This window comes from Curtobacterium sp. L1-20 (assembly GCF_048755855.1).
Taxonomy (GTDB): domain Bacteria; phylum Actinomycetota; class Actinomycetes; order Actinomycetales; family Microbacteriaceae; genus Curtobacterium.
In genome coordinates this window covers 1,458,052-1,473,611 of sequence record NZ_CP151473.1, presented here as the reverse complement: position 1 = coordinate 1,473,611, position 15,560 = coordinate 1,458,052, and the positions used below count along the sequence as shown (strand labels likewise).

At 71.6% G+C, this 15,560-nt stretch carries 16 protein-coding genes; 5 read left to right on the top strand and 11 right to left on the bottom strand.

All coding sequences use genetic code 11. The annotated features are described in order from the left end of the window. Nucleotides 1-13: 13 nt before the first annotated feature. Together AAEP86_RS08555 and AAEP86_RS08550 are read left to right on the top strand one after the other, a co-directional pair. Nucleotides 14-862: a class I SAM-dependent methyltransferase gene (locus AAEP86_RS08555; RefSeq protein WP_420370118.1), complete on the top strand. Its 849-nt coding sequence runs from the start codon at nucleotides 14-16 to the stop codon at nucleotides 860-862. 145 nt (nucleotides 863-1,007) lie between these two features. Next, nucleotides 1,008-2,303: a carbohydrate-binding protein gene (locus tag AAEP86_RS08550; protein WP_420370117.1), complete on the top strand. Its 1,296-nt coding sequence runs from the start codon at nucleotides 1,008-1,010 to the stop codon at nucleotides 2,301-2,303. Nucleotides 2,304-2,383: 80 nt separating this feature from the next. Here AAEP86_RS08550 and AAEP86_RS08545 read toward each other — a convergent pair whose 3' ends face one another. Beyond that, the gene (locus AAEP86_RS08545) at nucleotides 2,384-2,752 is read right to left on the bottom strand and encodes a Sec-independent protein translocase TatB (RefSeq protein WP_420370116.1); all 369 of its coding nucleotides are present in this window, start codon (nucleotides 2,750-2,752) and stop codon (nucleotides 2,384-2,386) included. A gap of 64 nt (nucleotides 2,753-2,816) precedes the next feature. On the opposite strand from AAEP86_RS08545, the gene AAEP86_RS08540 reads away from it, so the two are divergent. Beyond that, nucleotides 2,817-3,449 carry an O-methyltransferase gene (locus AAEP86_RS08540; RefSeq protein WP_420370115.1) on the top strand — a complete coding sequence of 211 codons (633 nt, stop codon included), beginning with the start codon at nucleotides 2,817-2,819 and terminating at the stop codon, nucleotides 3,447-3,449. Nucleotides 3,450-3,487: 38 nt separating this feature from the next. Here AAEP86_RS08540 and AAEP86_RS08535 read toward each other — a convergent pair whose 3' ends face one another. Both AAEP86_RS08535 and AAEP86_RS08530 read right to left on the bottom strand, forming a co-directional pair. Next, entirely contained in the window at nucleotides 3,488-4,210 is a 723-nt protein-coding gene (locus AAEP86_RS08535) for an AAA family ATPase (RefSeq protein WP_420370114.1), read from the bottom strand. Nucleotides 4,211-4,341: 131 nt separating this feature from the next. Continuing rightward, nucleotides 4,342-4,512, bottom strand: coding sequence for a DUF3117 domain-containing protein (locus AAEP86_RS08530; RefSeq protein WP_017887054.1), 171 nt, complete (start codon nucleotides 4,510-4,512; stop codon nucleotides 4,342-4,344). 127 nt (nucleotides 4,513-4,639) lie between these two features. Here AAEP86_RS08530 and AAEP86_RS08525 point away from each other — a divergent pair, with 127 nt between their 5' ends. Beyond that, nucleotides 4,640-5,851: an AI-2E family transporter gene (locus tag AAEP86_RS08525; RefSeq protein WP_420370113.1), complete on the top strand. Its 1,212-nt coding sequence runs from the start codon at nucleotides 4,640-4,642 to the stop codon at nucleotides 5,849-5,851. Here AAEP86_RS08525 and AAEP86_RS08520 read toward each other — a convergent pair. Next, complete coding sequence (locus AAEP86_RS08520; RefSeq protein ID WP_420370112.1) at nucleotides 5,830-7,074, bottom strand: hypothetical protein; 1,245 nt, start codon at nucleotides 7,072-7,074, stop codon at nucleotides 5,830-5,832. The two genes, AAEP86_RS08525 and AAEP86_RS08520, sit on opposite strands and share 22 nt — an antisense overlap. Then, nucleotides 7,059-8,141, bottom strand: coding sequence for a succinyl-diaminopimelate desuccinylase (gene dapE / locus AAEP86_RS08515; protein ID WP_420370111.1), 1,083 nt, complete (start codon nucleotides 8,139-8,141; stop codon nucleotides 7,059-7,061). The genes AAEP86_RS08520 and dapE overlap by 16 nt, the downstream gene beginning before the upstream one ends. Nucleotides 8,142-8,312: 171 nt before the next feature. Between dapE and dapD the strand changes: the two genes are divergently transcribed. Next, the gene (gene dapD / locus AAEP86_RS08510; protein ID WP_420370110.1) at nucleotides 8,313-9,281 is read left to right on the top strand and encodes a 2,3,4,5-tetrahydropyridine-2,6-dicarboxylate N-succinyltransferase; all 969 of its coding nucleotides are present in this window, start codon (nucleotides 8,313-8,315) and stop codon (nucleotides 9,279-9,281) included. An 87-nt stretch (nucleotides 9,282-9,368) separates the two neighbouring features. On the opposite strand, the gene AAEP86_RS08505 is transcribed toward dapD, so the two are convergent. From AAEP86_RS08505 to AAEP86_RS08480, 6 genes are all read right to left on the bottom strand, one after another. Then, nucleotides 9,369-10,667, bottom strand: coding sequence for a citrate synthase (locus tag AAEP86_RS08505; protein ID WP_420370464.1), 1,299 nt, complete (start codon nucleotides 10,665-10,667; stop codon nucleotides 9,369-9,371). Nucleotides 10,668-10,843: 176 nt separating this feature from the next. After that, nucleotides 10,844-11,962 (bottom strand): succinyldiaminopimelate transaminase, encoded by a 1,119-nt coding sequence (gene dapC / locus AAEP86_RS08500; protein ID WP_420370109.1) that lies wholly within the window; start codon nucleotides 11,960-11,962, stop codon nucleotides 10,844-10,846. A gap of 13 nt (nucleotides 11,963-11,975) precedes the next feature. Beyond that, nucleotides 11,976-12,293 carry a ferredoxin gene (fdxA, locus tag AAEP86_RS08495; protein ID WP_420370108.1) on the bottom strand — a complete coding sequence of 106 codons (318 nt, stop codon included), beginning with the start codon at nucleotides 12,291-12,293 and terminating at the stop codon, nucleotides 11,976-11,978. Nucleotides 12,294-12,330: 37 nt separating this feature from the next. Then, complete coding sequence (locus AAEP86_RS08490; protein ID WP_420370107.1) at nucleotides 12,331-13,557, bottom strand: PIG-L family deacetylase; 1,227 nt, start codon at nucleotides 13,555-13,557, stop codon at nucleotides 12,331-12,333. Nucleotides 13,558-13,575: 18 nt separating this feature from the next. Further along, entirely contained in the window at nucleotides 13,576-14,118 is a 543-nt protein-coding gene (locus tag AAEP86_RS08485) for a hypothetical protein (protein ID WP_420370106.1), read from the bottom strand. A gap of 179 nt (nucleotides 14,119-14,297) precedes the next feature. Continuing rightward, nucleotides 14,298-15,491, bottom strand: coding sequence for an amidohydrolase (locus tag AAEP86_RS08480; protein WP_420370105.1), 1,194 nt, complete (start codon nucleotides 15,489-15,491; stop codon nucleotides 14,298-14,300). Between the last annotated feature and the right edge of the window lie 69 nt (nucleotides 15,492-15,560).

Sequence of the window (15,560 nt, the reverse complement as noted above, 5' to 3'; positions counted from 1 at the left end):
TAGGGTCGAGTGCATGAGCACCGACCACGTCAGCGTCGACTGGGAGCACGCCCGCGACACGAACCGCGCGAACTGGGACGACCGGGTGCCGATCCACGAGGGCGCCTACGAGGTCGATGCGCTGACGGATCCGGCGCACCGGTCGACGGTGGTCCGGGACGACCTGCCGGCCCTCACCCCGTGGCTCCCCGACGGTTCCCTCGCCGGTCTGGACGTCTGTCACCTGCAGTGCCACATCGGCACCGACACGGTGTCGCTCGCCCGGGAGGGCGCACGGGTGACGGGCGTCGACTTCTCCCCCGCGGCACTCGCCTCGGCGGCTGCTCTGTCGGCGCGGCTCGGTCTCGACGTGACCTGGGTGGAGACGGACGTCCTCGACGCCCGGTCGGCGGTGGTCGGGGAGTTCGACGTCGTCTACACCAGCATCGGCACGATCTGCTGGCTCGACGACCTCGACCGGTGGGCCGCGCAGATCGCCGCGCTGCTCCGGCCCGGCGGGGTGTTCTTCATCCGCGACGGCCACCCGGCGTTGTACGCGCTCGACGAGTCCGCCGACGAACTCGTGACCCGGTATCGGTACTTCCCCGACGGCACCGCCCAGCAGTGGGACGACGCGGGCACCTACGCCGGCGAGGGGACGGTCGCCAACACCCGCACCTACGAGTGGCCGCACCCGCTGTCGGAGATCGTGAACGCCCTGCTCGGCTCGGGCCTCCGCCTCCGCCGGCTCGACGAGGGCACGACGTTGCCCTGGCGCTTCAGCCCCCGCATGGAGGACACCGGAGACGGGTCGTGGGCGTGGCCGATCGCGGATCGTGACCGCGTCCCGACGACGTTCTCGGTCGTCGCGACGAAGGACTGACAGCGCGGACCTGTACGTCCTTTCATGGACAGGTCGTTCCACCCCGATGCAATATGCAAGGGCATTCCACAATGCTCCTGTGAATTCGGGTCGCGGGAGCTCCGTGCGCCGGACGACGACGTCCGGCCGAGGACAGGAGAACCGCGTGAAGCAGCACACCAGCCTCCGGATCGGCCTCGTGGCCGCCGTCGTGGCGACGATCGCAGGGGGATCGCTCGCCGCCGCTCCAGCACTGGCGGCGTCGCCCGCGTGTGCCACCGCCTGGAGCGCCGGCACCGCCTACACCGGTGGTGCGACGGTCAGCGAGAACGGCACGAACTACACCGCCAACTGGTGGACGCAGGGCGACGACCCCGCGACGCACTCCGGAGCGACCGGCAGCGGCCAGCCCTGGACCTCGACCGGCGCGTGCACCGGCACCGGGGGCGGGAGCACCGGCGGGGGCGGCACCGGCGGTGGCACGACCACCCCCGGGACCGGTGGCAGCGGCGGGACCGCCAGCGGCCTGGTCTTCAGTCCGTACAAGGACATCACCGTGAACCTCGACTGGAACACGAACGTCATGAACACCGCCGTCACCGGCACGCGCATCCCGGTCGTCGGGTCGGCGGGCAGCCTGGTGTCCACCCGTGAGCCGGGCCTCAAGGCGATCACCCTCGCCTTCGCGACCGGCACCTGCGGCAGCGAGAACTGGGGCGGAGTCGCCGCCGACGCGTTCGCGAGTGCCAACATCCCGAAGCTCGACGCCGCGGGCGTGAACTACATCGTGAGCACCGGCGGGGCAGCCGGGTCGTTCAAGTGTTCGGGCACGGCGCTCCAGTCCTTCATCGCCCGCTACGCCACCCCGCACATGATCGGCGTCGACTTCGACATCGAGAGCGGACAGTCCGCTGCCGACGTGCAGAACCTCGTGAACGCCGCCGCCCTCGCGCAGTCGAAGTACCCGGGCATGCGGTTCTCCTTCACCCTGGCGACCCTCGCCGCCAGCGACGGGAGCTTCGGCGGCCTGAACAGCACCGGTGACGCCACCGTGAAGGCGATCAAGGCGTCGACCCTGACGAACTACACCGTCAACCTCATGACGATGGACTTCGGCCGCGCGACGACCGCGAACTGCGTCCTCTCCGGGTCGACCTGCCAGATGGGGAAGTCCGCGATCCAGGCCGTGACCAACCTGCAGCACACCTACGGCATCGCGTCGTCGAAGATCGAGGTCACGCCGATGATCGGCGTGAACGACACCTCCGACGAGGTCTTCACCCTCGCCGACGTCGACACGCTGTCCGCCTACGCCAAGGCGAACGGGCTCGCCGGGATCCACTACTGGTCGCTCGACCGGGACACCCCGTGCGCCTCGACCACGGCATCGTCCACGTGCAGCTCCGTCCCGAGCGCACCGGCACTCGCCTGGACGGACCGCTTCCTCGCGGACCTGAAGTAGGCGCGGGCCCAGGACGGACGGGAGGCGCGTGGCGGATCCGCCACGCGCCTCCCGTCCGTCACCCGGTCACGTGACGGGCGTCAGGTGGCTTCGGCGTCGAACGGGGCCGCCTCGCCGACCGCGAGCGGCACCACCGGTGCCGTCGCACGGACCTTCGACGCGGTGACCTGCGCGGTCTGGACGGCGGCCGCACTGCCACCGGAGTCGAGCAGGGCGTCCCGGATGATGCGGCGGGGGTCGTACTGCCGCGGGTCGAGCTTCTGCCAGTCGACCTCGTCGAACTCCGGACCCATCTCCTCGCGCATGCGGTCCTTCGCGGTGTCGGCGAAGCGACGGACGGCCTTCACGAACTCGGCGAGCTTCTGGGCGTAGGTCGGCAGCCGCTGCGGCCCGAGCAACAGGACGCCGATGATCCCGATCACCAGGAACTTCTCGAAGCCGTCGAACACGGTACGAGCGTAACCCGTCCCGACCGCGCAGCACCCGTAGAGTTGTCACCCGAACGGAGTGTGCGTGTCAGAGAAAGAGTCGAACTGGAAGTTCGCCGAGGACCTGGTCTCGGAGTCCGAGGTGATCGCCCGAGCGCGTGAGCACTCCCTCGAACTCGGGGTCGAAGCGATCTCCCCCGCGATCGGCACGCAGATCGGCGTCATCGCCGCCGCGTCGCGTGCGACGAGCATGATCGAGATCGGCACCGGGCTCGGCGTCTCCGGCCTGCACCTGCTCGGCGGCGCCCCCACCGCCACCCTGACCACGATCGACGTCGAGGTCGACCACCAGCAGTACGCCCGTGACGCCTTCATCGCGGCCGGCACCGCCCCCGCCCGGATCCGGCTCATCCCGGGCCGGGCGAACCAGGTCCTCCCCCGCATGAACGAGGCGTCGTACGACGTCGTGCTGGTGGACGCCGACCCCGAGCACGTCATCGAGTACGTCGAGCACGGTCTGCGGCTCGCACGCCTCGGTGGGACGGTCCTCGTGCCGCACGCACTGTGGCGGGGACGGGTCGCGGACCCGGTGAAGCGCGACCGGGCGACGACCGACTTCCGGCTGCTGCTGACCGAGGTGTCGACCTCGGGCGCGGTCATCAGCTCGCTCTCGCCGGCCGGCGACGGACTGCTGCAGATGACGAAGGTCTCGGCCTAGCTCGAGCTGCTGGCGCTGTGGCTGGCGCTGGCGCTGGATCATTCCAGGTGGCGCAGGTAGCGCTCCGGGGACTCGAGGAACGACTTCTGGTGCCGGACCAGGTCGAGGTCCGCCCACGCGGTCCGACGCATGCCCCACTCCCCCACCTCGAGCACGGTGGCGCCCGGGAAGGCCGCCAGCACCGGCGAGTGCGTCGACATGAGGACCTGCCCGACACCGCTCTCGACGATCGACTGCAACAACCCGATGAGTGCCAGGCACCCGGAGAACGACAGCGCCGACTCCGGTTCGTCGAGGATCCAGAGTCCGGGCCACCGCGCACGGTCGATCACGAAGTCGAGGAAGGACTCGCCGTGGCTGCGCTCGTGGAAGACGGGTTCGGGTCGGGCGCCCGGATGCTCCTCGAGGAACGTGAAGAGCCCGTGCATGGTCTCGGCGCGGAGGAAGAAGCCGCCCTTGGCTGCGCCGGGTTCCCGCACGAGCAGGATGTGCTCCCACAGCGCCGACTCGCTCGCTCGCGTCGTGTGCCCGGACATCGTCGACCCACCCTCGGGCCCCATCCCGAAGGCGATCGCGATCGCTTCGACCAGTGTCGACTTGCCGACGCCGTTGTCGCCGACGAGCACCGTCACGGGATCGAGGTCGAGTCCCTCGTCGAGGAGTTGCCGCACGGGTGGCAGCGTCGCGGGCCACACACCGCGCGGGAGCGGGTCCGGCGCGTACTCCTCGACGCGGCGGATCGGCAGGCGGGTCCGGGGCACGCACCCATCGTGCCGGACGGGTCCGACACCGGCAGCGGGACCGACGCCGGTACGGCCGCCGCCATCGACACGGACGCGAGGAGGCCCGGAGCGTACGCGCTCCGGGCCTCCTCGTTCGGTGCTTCGACGTACTAGGCCGAGACGACCTCAGCGAGTGCGTCGTGGAGTTCCTTGGCCTCGGCATCGTTGACCGAGACGACCAGGCGGCCTCCACCTTCGAGCGGAACCCGCACGATGATGAGTCGACCCTCCTTAACAGCCTCCATCGGCCCGTCACCGGTCCTCGGCTTCATGGCTGCCATCAGATGTCCCCTTTCGTGCAGTACATGCAGACCCATTATCCCGTATGGACGGGGCAACTGCGAAACCGCCCAGGTTGGGGGTGGCGGATCGCGTCGTTCTCGCGGCTCCGAGTGGTCACCTTGGCACATGCCGAACACCCGCTCCACGCCCGGTCCGGACGATCCCGCCGTCGACGCGGTCCCTGCAGGCCTGCGGATCGCAGGGGCCTTCTCGGGCCGGTTCCTCGTCGTGGTCGCCGCCCTCGCGGTCGTCGTCGCCCTCGTCGTGCTGCTCCAGGACATCGTCGTCCCGTTCCTCGTCGGGCTGCTCGTCTGCGCGCTGCTCGCCCCGATCTCCGCCTTCCTGCAGCGCCACCGGTGGCCGAAGTGGCTCGCGGTGCTGTCCTGCTTCGTCGCGGTCGTGGTCGTCATCGGGGTGCTCGCCCTCATCGTGACCGCACAGATCCGGTACGACCTGCCGTCCCTCGAGCACCGCCTCGACCACAACGTGCAGTCCCTGCAGTCGTTGCTCGCCTCGCAGCCGTTCGGCATCACGGCCGCGCAGGTGACCAAGTGGCTGGCGGACGCGACCGCGTTCCTGCAGAAGCACACGTCGTCGATCCTCTCCGGTGCGCGGGAGGCCGGCAGCGGACTCGTCCACGCACTCGAGGGGCTCTTCATCGTGGTCTTCACGACGATCTTCGTCCTGGTCGACGGACGGCGGATCTGGTCGTGGGTGGTGCGGCTGTTCCCCCGCCGTGCGCGCCCGCGCATCGACGTCGCCGGTCACGCCGGGTGGAGGACGCTCACGAGCTTCATCCGCGTGCAGCTGATCGTCGCGGTCACCGACGCGCTCGGCATCGTCATCGGCGCGCTCGCGCTGCAGGTGCCGCTCGCGATCCCGATCGGCGTCATCGTGTTCTTCGGCGCCTTCGTGCCGGTCGTCGGCGCCATCGTCGCGGGCATCGTCGCCGTCCTGATCGCACTGGTCTTCAACGGCTGGGTGCCGGCCCTGGCGATGCTCGGCGTCGTCGTCCTGGTCCAGCAGCTGGAGAGCCACGTCCTGCACCCGTTCCTCACCGGCAGCGCGGTGAAGGTCCACCCGCTCGGCGTGGTCCTCGGCGTCACCGCGGGGACGACGATCGCGGGGGTCGTCGGGGCGTTCTTCGCGGTGCCGTTCATCGCGACGGTCAACTCGATGGTGACGGCAGCAGCGGCGTACCGGCCGGACGGCCCGGTGGTCGGCGGCGGCGCACCGGTGCCGGCCGTCGCCCCGTCCGCCGCGACGCCCGGTGACGCCGGCACGGCTCGCCGCTCAGGACCTGCCGCGGACCCCGGTCACGGCGGGGTCCAGTCGTAGCCGTCCACCCACCAGCAGAAGTACAGCCAGGCCCACTGCATCGCGAGGAACGCCACCACCACGGCGACCCGGTACACCCGCGAGCGGGGCAACGCCACGATCCCGAGCAGCGGCGCGATCGGCAGCAGGATCCGCCAGGTGCTCGACTGCGGGAAGAACACCGCCAGCAGGTACACCACGTACGCGACGCCCCACAGCCGCAGTTCGATCTCGACACGGCGTGCCGCCGGAACGGAGACGAAGGCCGCGAAGCCGACGACGACCACCACGAGCAGGATCGCGCCCGCCGGCTGGCGGAACCACCAGCCGAAGCCCTGGATCCACGGGGCGAAGGGCACGAGCTCCTTCCAACCGATGTACGAGGACCGCCACGCGAGTTCGGTGTCGGTGTACGCCCTCGGCACGCCCGTCACCGCCCACGCGATCGCCGGCCACGCCAGCCCGACCAGCCCGGACACGATCGCGACGACGGCGGGCGGCACGAACCGGCGGAACGTGAGCGGTTCGGACGAACGGACCCAGGCAGGCCGGACGAACCACGCGGCGAGGAACAGCACCACGAGCAGCGCGAACGCCAGGCCCGTCGGTCGGGTCATGCCGAGCAACAGCACGACGGGCAGCATCGTCCACCAGCGACGGTCGACCATGAGCAGCAGTGCGACGAGGAGCAGGAGCAGCCCCATCGACTCGGCGTAGGCGACCTGGAACATCGCCGAGACCGGGGCCACGCAGAAGAGCACGGTCGCGAACGTGGCCCGGGCCGGGTCGAGGAACCGGCCGATCAGCCGCCGGAAGACCAGCGCGGCACCCCAGCCGCAGAGCAACGACACGGACACCGCGACGAACTCGAAGGACGCCCCGGTCAGCGCCATCAGCGCCCGCACGAGGAACGGGTACGCCGGCATGAACGCCCACGCGTTCTCGGTGACGTGGCCGGCGGCGTCCACCGGCAGGGTCGACGGGTACCCGTTCGCCGCGATCACCCGGTACCAGGCGCCGTCCCAGATCGCGGCGAACGACAGGTAGGACGGGTGCTGTGCCGTGAAGGAGTTCGCGGCCTGCACGCTCGCGAACGCCGTGAGCATCGCGCCGGTGACGAGCCGGGCGAGCACGTACACGACCGTGATCCGCACCCACCACGGCACGACCCGGTAGCGGGCGCGCCACCGGGCTCGGGTCGGGCTCAGCCGGGTGGCCCCGGCCGTCGTCAGGCCGTCAGCCACCGACGCAGACCGTCCTCGACCGAGGTGATCTGGTCGACGGGGACCTGCTCGTCGTCGTGGTGGGCGAACACCGGCTCGCCGGGGCCGTAGTTCACCGCGGGGACCCCGAGGGCGGAGAACCGGGCGACGTCCGTCCAGCCGTACTTGGGACGGGGCTCCGGGCCGCCGACGGCCGCGACGAAGTCCTGCGCGAGCGCGGCGTCGAGGCCGGGGCGGGCACCGGCTGCGAGGTCGACGATCTGCACGTCGTAGCCGTCGAAGAGCTCGCGGATGTGGGCCACGGCCTCGTCCGCGCTGCGCGAGGGGGCGAAGCGGTAGTTGACGTGCACCATCGCCTCGTCGGGGATGACGTTGCCGGCGATCCCGCCGGAGACGCCCACGGCGTTCAAGCCCTCGCGGTACTCGAGCCCGTCCACCGTCACGGTGCGCGGCTCGTACGCCGCGAGGGTGGCGAGGATCGGCGCCGCCTTGTGGATCGCGTTGTCGCCGATCCAGCTGCGCGCGCTGTGGGACCGCTTGCCGAAGGTCCGGACCTCGGCCCGGAGGTTGCCGTTGCAGCCGCCCTCGATCTGCGCACCGGACGGCTCGCCCAGGATGGCGAAGTCCCCCGCGAGGAGCTCCGGACGCGTCCGCGCCAGGCGCCCGAGGCCGTTGAGCGAGTCACTGACCTCTTCGTGGTCGTAGAACACCCACGTGACGTCCACGCTCGGGTCGGCGAGGTCGTACGCGAGCTTCAGCTGGACGGCGACACCGGCCTTCATGTCGACCGTGCCGCGTCCCCAGAGGATCTCGGTGCCGTCCTCGGTGGTGCGGAACTCGGTCGGCAGGTTGTCGTTCAGGGGGACGGTGTCGATGTGCCCGGCGATGACGACCCGGCGGTCACGGCCGAGGTGCGTCCGTGCCACGATCGCGTCGCCGTCACGGATCACCTCGAGGTGCGCGAGCGGCGTCAGGGCCGCTTCGATCGCGTCGGCGAGCGGTCCCTCGTTGCCGGACACCGACTCGATGTCGCAGATGGCACGGGTGATGTCGATGGACGAGGCGGTGAGGTCGAGCTGCTCCGGCATGGACGCAGCCTACCGGCCGGCCTGTGCGGAGACCGCCGAGGCGACCGCCTGTGGACGGGACGGGTCGGTCCACAGGCGGTCGCGCCTCCAGGTCTGGAGGCGCGGCGCGCGCCCGGCGTACCCGTCCGGACGGACGGGTGGTCGCCCCCGGTCGCTGGGTACCCTGGTCCGGTGACCGACACGACCGCTGCTACCGACCGCCCGACCACCGCCTGGGGCCACGGCCTCGCGACGATCGCCGCCGACGGCACGACGCTCGACACGTGGTACCCGGAGACGCACCTCGGTGCGCTGCCCGCCGACGCAGCGTTCCCCGCCGACCTGCGTGCGCACGTGGGCGACGACCCGCGGCGCGAGGTCCGCATCGAGGCCGTCACCACCGAGGTCACGATCGACGCCGCGCCCGCCGGCACCGAGGACGCCTACCTCCGGCTGCACCTCCTCAGCCACCTGCACGTCGCGCCGAACACGATCAACCTCGACGGGGTGTTCGCCCACCTGCCGATCGTCGCGTGGACGAACGCCGGCCCGGTGCACCCCGACGCGCTCGTGCGGCTGCGCCCGGCGCTGCAGCGCGCCGGCATCGCGGTGCACGCGATCGACAAGTTCCCGCGCCTGGTCGACTACGTCGTGCCGGACCGCGTGCGCATCGGCGACGCGAACCGCGTCCGGCTGGGCGCGCACCTCGCGCCGGGGACCACGGTCATGCACGAGGGCTTCGTGAACTTCAACGCCGGCACCCTCGGCGACGCGATGATCGAGGGCCGGGTCTCCCAGGGCGTCGTCGTGGGGAACGGGACGGACATCGGCGGCGGCGCGTCGATCATGGGCACGTTGTCCGGCGGCGGCACCCACCGGGTGTCCCTCGGCGAGCGGGCGCTCCTCGGGGCGAACGCCGGGCTCGGCATCTCGCTCGGCGACGACTCCGTGGTCGAGGCAGGGCTCTACGTCACCGCCGGCACGAAGGTCGTCCTCGTCGGTGCGGCCCCGAACCCGGACGGCACCGCGAAGACGGTCAAGGCCGCCGAGCTCTCCGGTACGCCGAACGTCCTGTTCCGTCGCAACTCGGTCACCGGCGCGGTGGAGGCGCTGCAGCGTCGCGGTGAGGGCATCCAACTGAACACCGCGCTGCACGCGTAGCGGGTCCCGTCGGCGCCCAGGACGTCGCGAGCGCACACACGAGCGCCCCGCACCACGGATCCGTGGTGCGGGGCGTTCGTCACGACGTCAGTGCTCCGGCAGGTCGCGCTCCGGGTAGCCCACGTAGAGCTGCTGCGGGCGCCCGATCTTGTTCAGCGGGTCGTTGTTGAGCTCACGCCACTGGGCGATCCACCCGGGCAGTCGTCCGATCGCGAAGAGGACGGTGAACATCCGCGGCGGGAACCCCATCGCCTTGTAGATGATCCCGGTGTAGAAGTCGACGTTCGGGTAGAGCTTGCGGTCGATGAAGTACTGGTCGGACAGCGCGATCTGCTCGAGCTCCTTCGCGATGTCGAGCAGGTCGTCCTGCACGCCGAGGGACTCGAGGACCTCGTCCGCGCTCTCCTTCACGAGCTTCGCCCGCGGGTCGTAGTTCTTGTAGACGCGGTGTCCGAAGCCCATGAGCTTCACCCCGCGCTCCTTGTTCTTCACCCGCTCGACGAAGCGCTGCACCGGCTCGCCGGAGTCCTTGATCTGCTGGAGCATCTCGAGGACGGCCTCGTTCGCGCCGCCGTGCAGCGGCCCGTACAGCGCGTTGATGCCGGCGGAGATGGACGCGAACATGTTCGCCTTCGTCGACCCGACCATGCGGACGGTCGCCGTCGAGGCGTTCTGCTCGTGGTCCTCGTGCAGGATGAGCAGCCGGTCCAGCGCCTTCGACAGCACGGGGTTCGGCTGGTAGGTCTCGGCCATGGTGCCGAAGTTCAGCCGCAGGAAGTTGTCGACGAACGACAGGGAGTTGTCCGGGTACAGGAACGCCTGCCCGATCGACTTCTTGTGCGCGTACGCCGCGATGACCGGCAGCTTGGCCAGGAGCCGGACGGTCTGCAGCTCGACCTTCTCGGGGTCGTCGACGTCCATGTCGTCCTCGTAGTACGTGGACAGGGCGCTGACGGCGCTGGAGAGCACGGACATCGGGTGTGCCGAGTGCGGCAGGGCGTCGAAGAGCCGACGGAGGTCCTCGTGCAGCAGCGTGTGCCGACGGATCCGGGCGTCGAAGTCGGCGAGTTCGGACTCGCTCGGCAGCTCGCCGTAGATCAGCAGCCAGGCGACCTCGAGGAAGGTGCAGTTCGACGCGACCTGGTCGATCGGGTAGCCGCGGTAGCGCAGGATGCCCTGGTCGCCGTCGATGTACGTGATCGCGCTCTTCGTCGAGCCGGTGTTCACGAACCCGTAGTCGAGCGTGTTCATCCCGGTCTGCTTCTTGAACGACGAGATGTCCACGGTGGACGCACCGTCGACGCTCGGGAGGATCGGGAACTCCGCGGTGCCGCCCGGGTACGTCAGCGTCGCGGTCTCCGTCGTCTGCTCGGCGGCGGGACTCACGGGGACGGGCGTGGTGGGCGGTGTGGCCGTCTTCTGAGCATCGTTGGCAGTGTCAGTCACGAGGACAGCCTAATCGCGGCGTCTGTCGCTCGTGCACACCGAAGTGCTCGGAACGTGGTGGGAACCACGGATTGTGCTCGGAGCGGAACCCTGTCCGGAGGCGCGCTACCGGCCCGTCAGGCGCCGTTCAGACGGCGTCCACTCGCCAGACGCTGCGCGGCCGCCGCGATGCGTTCGTCGGTGGCGGTGAGCGCCACCCGCACGTGCTCGGCACCGGCACCGCCGTAGAACGTGCCCGGCGCGACGAGGATGCCGTGCTCCGCCAACCACGCCACCGTCTCGAGCGCGGGCTCGCCACGGGTCGCCCAGAGGTAGAGCCCGGCCTCGCTGTGGTCGATCCGGAACCCGGCGCCCTCGAGTGCCCGTCGGAGCATGCTCCGCCGGGCCCGGTAGCGCGCCTTCTGCTGCTGCACGTGGTTCTCGTCCTCGAGCGCGACGATCATCGCCTCCTGTACGGGGAGCGGCGGCATCATGCCGGTGTGCTTGCGGACCGCGAGGACCTCGGCCAGCACGGCTGCGTCGCCGGCGACGAAGGCCGCCCGGTACCCGGCGAGGTTCGACTGCTTGGAGAGCGAGTAGACGCTGAGGACACCGTCGAGGGAGTCGCCGACGACCCGGGGGTCGAGGATCGTCGGGGTCGGCGCGGTGTCGTACGGCGGCTCCCACCCGAGCTCGGCGTAGCACTCGTCGCCGACGACGACGGCTCCGAGCTCGCGGGCGCGGACGACGGCGGCACGCAGCTGTTCCACCGAGAGGACCCGGCCGTCCGGGTTGCCCGGCGAGTTCAGCCAGACGAGCCGCGTCGACGACGGCCAGGCGGCCGGGTCGTCGGAGGCGAGTGCGGTGGCGCCGACGAGGGCGGCGCCGAGCTCGTAGGTCGGGTAGGCCGTCTCGGGGAAGACGACCGTGTCGCCGCGGCCGATGCCGAGCCAGAGCGCCAGCCCGGCGATGAACTCCTTCGAGCCGATGGTCGGCAGGACCTGGTCGGGGGTGAGGGTCACACCCTGCCGACGGCCGTACCAGGCGGCGATGGCCTCACGCAGTGCGGGCGTGCCGGCGACCTGCGGGTACGCGTGCGCGTCGGTCGCATCGGCGAGGGCGGTCCGCACCACCGCCGGCGTCGGGTCGACCGGCGAGCCGACGCTCAGGTCGACGATGCCGCCCTCGTGCGCCGCTGCCTGCTGTTTGAACGGGACCAGCTGGTCCCAGGGGAAGTCGGGGAGGTCGAGCGCCACGTGCGTGCCCGGGTCAGCCGCGGGGCGGTTCGGCCATGACGACCGGGTGGTCCTTGTGGATCACACCGACCTTCGCGGCGCCGCCGGGCGACCCGACCTCGGAGAAGAACTCGACGTTGGCCTTGTAGTAGTCCGCCCACTCTTCGGGGAGGTCGTCCTCGTAGTAGATCGCCTCGACGGGGCAGACGGGCTCGCACGCACCGCAGTCGACGCACTCGTCGGGGTGGATGTACAGCGAGCGGTCGCCCTCGTAGATGCAGTCGACCGGGCATTCGTCGATGCAGGCGCGGTCCTTCACGTCGACACAGGGCTGGGCGATCACGTACGTCACGGCTGGGGTGCTCCCTTCGGACTGAGCGTGTCCGAGTCTACCCGCGGCGGTCGGTGGACCCTGACCGACCGTCGGCCGGACCGCCCGCACGGGCCGCAGCTGCCGCGCGCACCCCGCTCAGGTCCGGCCACGCGAGCACGAGCGCCGCGATGACCGCCGGCGCGAACGTCCAGACGTAGCCGGCCGCGTTCGCCAGCACGAGCGGGGAGCTCTGACCGCCCACGGAGACGAGCACCTGGGTCGCCACGATGACGCCGATGCCGAGCGCCGCGACCATCGCCCGCGACCGGTACAGCAGGCGGATGCCGACGGTGAGCCCGAGCACGATGAGCGTGGTGATGACCATCCCCACCGGGAACGACCCGAGCGTCTGCTGGTGCGTGACCGTCCCCAGCGCACCGGTGACGAGCCCGAGCACGAGCGCGACCACGACCGCCGTCACCTTTCCCTGCCGGGACATCTCCGCGTAGGTGCGCGGCGCGGGGTCCGACGGGGCGTCCGCGTGCCGGAACGCCTCGATCGCGGGTGCCTGGTGGCGGACACCGTGCGGCATCACCCACGAGAGCGCGACCGGGTCGGCGGGGTCGACCGGGTCGACGGTCACCTGCGACCGGTACTGCTCGACGGCCGCGCGGACCTTCGCGCGGACGGGCAGCACGTCGACGGTGACGTCCGGTTCGGTGGTCTCCGGGTCGACGATCATCGAGAAGGGCAGCTCCTCGGCGCGCGCGGCGTACCGGGCCGCGTGGTGCACCCGGACGTGGTCCGGGTGGCCGTACCCGCCGTCGTCGTCGTAGCTCACGACCGCGTCCGCACCGGTGGACCGGATCGCGGCGCGGATGTCGTCGACGACCTCGCCGAGGTCCGCGGCGGTCAGGGAGTCCGCGGGGGCGTCGTCGGCGGCGACGGCCCGGCCGTCCGGCCCCCACTGCATGCCGGAGTCGGTGTACCGGCGCTCCGGCAGGTCGGTCGGCCGTGCGCCCGGTCCACCGAGCCACAGGTGCCGCGCCCCGCCGAGCGCGGCGAGGGCGCCGGCGATCTCGGTCTCGCGGTGGGCGGCCACGCGCGGACCGTCGCCGAACAGCGGCGCGAGTCGCGGGGTGAGCATCTCGCCGCGTTCCCCGCGGGTCGCGGTCAGCACGGTCACCTCGGCACCGAGCTCGAGCAGGGTGGCGATCGTGCCGCCCGACGCGAGGGTCTCGTCGTCGGGGTGGGCGTGCACGAACAGGACGCGTTCGGGGCGGGTTCCGGGGACCTTCGACATCAGGTCCAAGCGTACGGGCTAGCGGGGCGTGACGATGTAGGTCGCCGTGACGCCGTCACGTCCGTCGGCGAAGGTGAGCACCACCCGGTAGGCGTCGCTGCGGAACATCCCGAACGCGCTCGACGAGTCCGCGCGCTTCGCAGACTCGGTGAACCCGGCGTCGGTGAGCTGCTGGTCGGCTGCCGCGAAGTCGTCCACGGACGACGCCCCGACCTGTGCGACCCAGCCCGAACCGTTCGGCCCGGCGCCCCCGCCGAGCACCGTCCCGTCGACGAGCGGGACCTCCCGCGAGGGGAACCCGTCCGGCAGCGCTCCGTCCGAGGTCACGTTCGCGCCCCGCAGCGCCGTGTCCAACGCGCCGTCGATGCCGCCCGCCACCGAGGACATGCCGTCCTGGATCGCCGAGCCGTCGACGCCCTGCAGACCCTCGGACACGCTCGACGCCACCGACGAGCCCAGGTCCGTCGCCTGCTCGACCGCATCGGTCGAGCAGCCCGCCAGTCCGGCGAGCGTGATGCCGGCGGCGACGGCGGCGAGCAGGGTGCGGGTCGGGGTGCGCATGCGCAGCACCCTAGACGGGCAGCCGGGAGGCGCGGCGAGAGTCCCCTGGGAACGTCACGTGGACGGCGGGTCGCGTGGGTGCCGGCGCCCCGCCGCCTGCCCGGGTGCCGCCGCCCCGCCGCCTGCCCGGGTGCCGCCGCCCCGCCGCCCGGCCGCCCCGCCGCCCGGCCGCTCCGCCGTCAGGCCACGTAGGCGCGCGTCGCGGCGACGAAGGCGTCGACCCCGACGGGGATCGCCGTCTCGGCCTGCGGCGCGTAGAACGGCGAGTGGTTGCTCGGGATGTCCTCGCCCCGGCGGAAGAGCTCCGGATCGGTGATGCCGGTGAACCAGTACACGAGCGGCGCGCCGGCAGCCGTCGCGAGCTGCCCGACGTCCTCGGACGCCATCGCGAGGCCGAGCTCCAGGTCACGGGCGCCGGGGACCTCGGCACGGATCGCGTCGAGCACGCGCTGCGCCGCTGCCGGGTCGTTCACCGTGACCTCGGCCCCGGGAGCCCGGACGATGGTCGGCTCGGGCAGTCCGCCGGCCTCGCTCTCGGCTCGGACGATGCGTTCGATCGACGCGATGATCCGCGCGCGGGTCTCCTCGTTGCGCGCTCGCGTCGAGATCTCGATGACGGCCTCGTCCGGGATGATGTTCGCTCGGGTGCCGGCGTGGAAGCTCCCGACGGTGACGACGCCCGCGTCGCTCGGAGCGACCTCGCGCGACACGACGGTCTGCAGCCGCACGACCGCGGACGCGGCCGTGACGATCGGGTCGAGCGACGCCTGCGGCGCCGACCCGTGTGCGCCCCGCCCGGTGAACAGCACCGTGAGCCGGTCGCTCGACGCCATCACCGGACCGCTGCCGACCGAGACGACGCCCACCGGCGCCGGCGCGGAGTGCTGCCCGAGGACCACGTCCGGCGTCGGGAAGCGGTCGACGAGGCCGTCCTCGATCATCGCCCGGGCGCCCGAGATCACCTCTTCTGCCGGCTGGAACACCGCGACGACCGTGCCGTGCCAGTCGTCCGTGGTCGCGGCGAGGCGTTCGAGCGTGCCGAGCAGCCACGTCACGTGGATGTCGTGCCCGCAGGCGTGCATCGTCGGGACCTCGTTGCCGTCCTCGTCCGCGCCGAGGTGCTCGCTCGCGTAGGACAGGCCGGTGCGCTCCTGCACGGGCAGACCGTCCATGTCGGCACGCAGCCACACGACCGGTCCGTCGCCGTTCGCCAGCACGCCGACGACCCCCGTGCCGCCGACGCCCGAGGTCACCTCGATGCCGCCGATCTCCGCGAGGCGGTCGGCGACGATGCCGGCCGTGCGGTGCTCCTGGAAGCCGAGCTCGGGGTGGGCGTGGAGGTCCTGGTACAGCGAGAGGAGGTCGAGGGTCACGCGCACCACGCTACAACCGACACCGGCCCGGCCACCTCCTGCGAGGTGACCGGGCCGGTCGTGGAGGGC

Coding starts and splice junctions, on each gene's coding strand:
- AAEP86_RS08555 (WP_420370118.1), top strand. CDS start 14: ATGAGCACCGACCACGTCAGCGTCGACTGGGAGCACGCCCGCGACACG.
- AAEP86_RS08530 (WP_017887054.1), bottom strand. CDS start 4,512: ATGGCAGCCATGAAGCCGAGGACCGGTGACGGGCCGATGGAGGCTGTT.
- AAEP86_RS08525 (WP_420370113.1), top strand. CDS start 4,640: ATGCCGAACACCCGCTCCACGCCCGGTCCGGACGATCCCGCCGTCGAC.
- dapE (WP_420370111.1), bottom strand. CDS start 8,141: ATGCCGGAGCAGCTCGACCTCACCGCCTCGTCCATCGACATCACCCGT.
- AAEP86_RS08490 (WP_420370107.1), bottom strand. CDS start 13,557: ATGTCGAAGGTCCCCGGAACCCGCCCCGAACGCGTCCTGTTCGTGCAC.
- AAEP86_RS08485 (WP_420370106.1), bottom strand. CDS start 14,118: ATGCGCACCCCGACCCGCACCCTGCTCGCCGCCGTCGCCGCCGGCATC.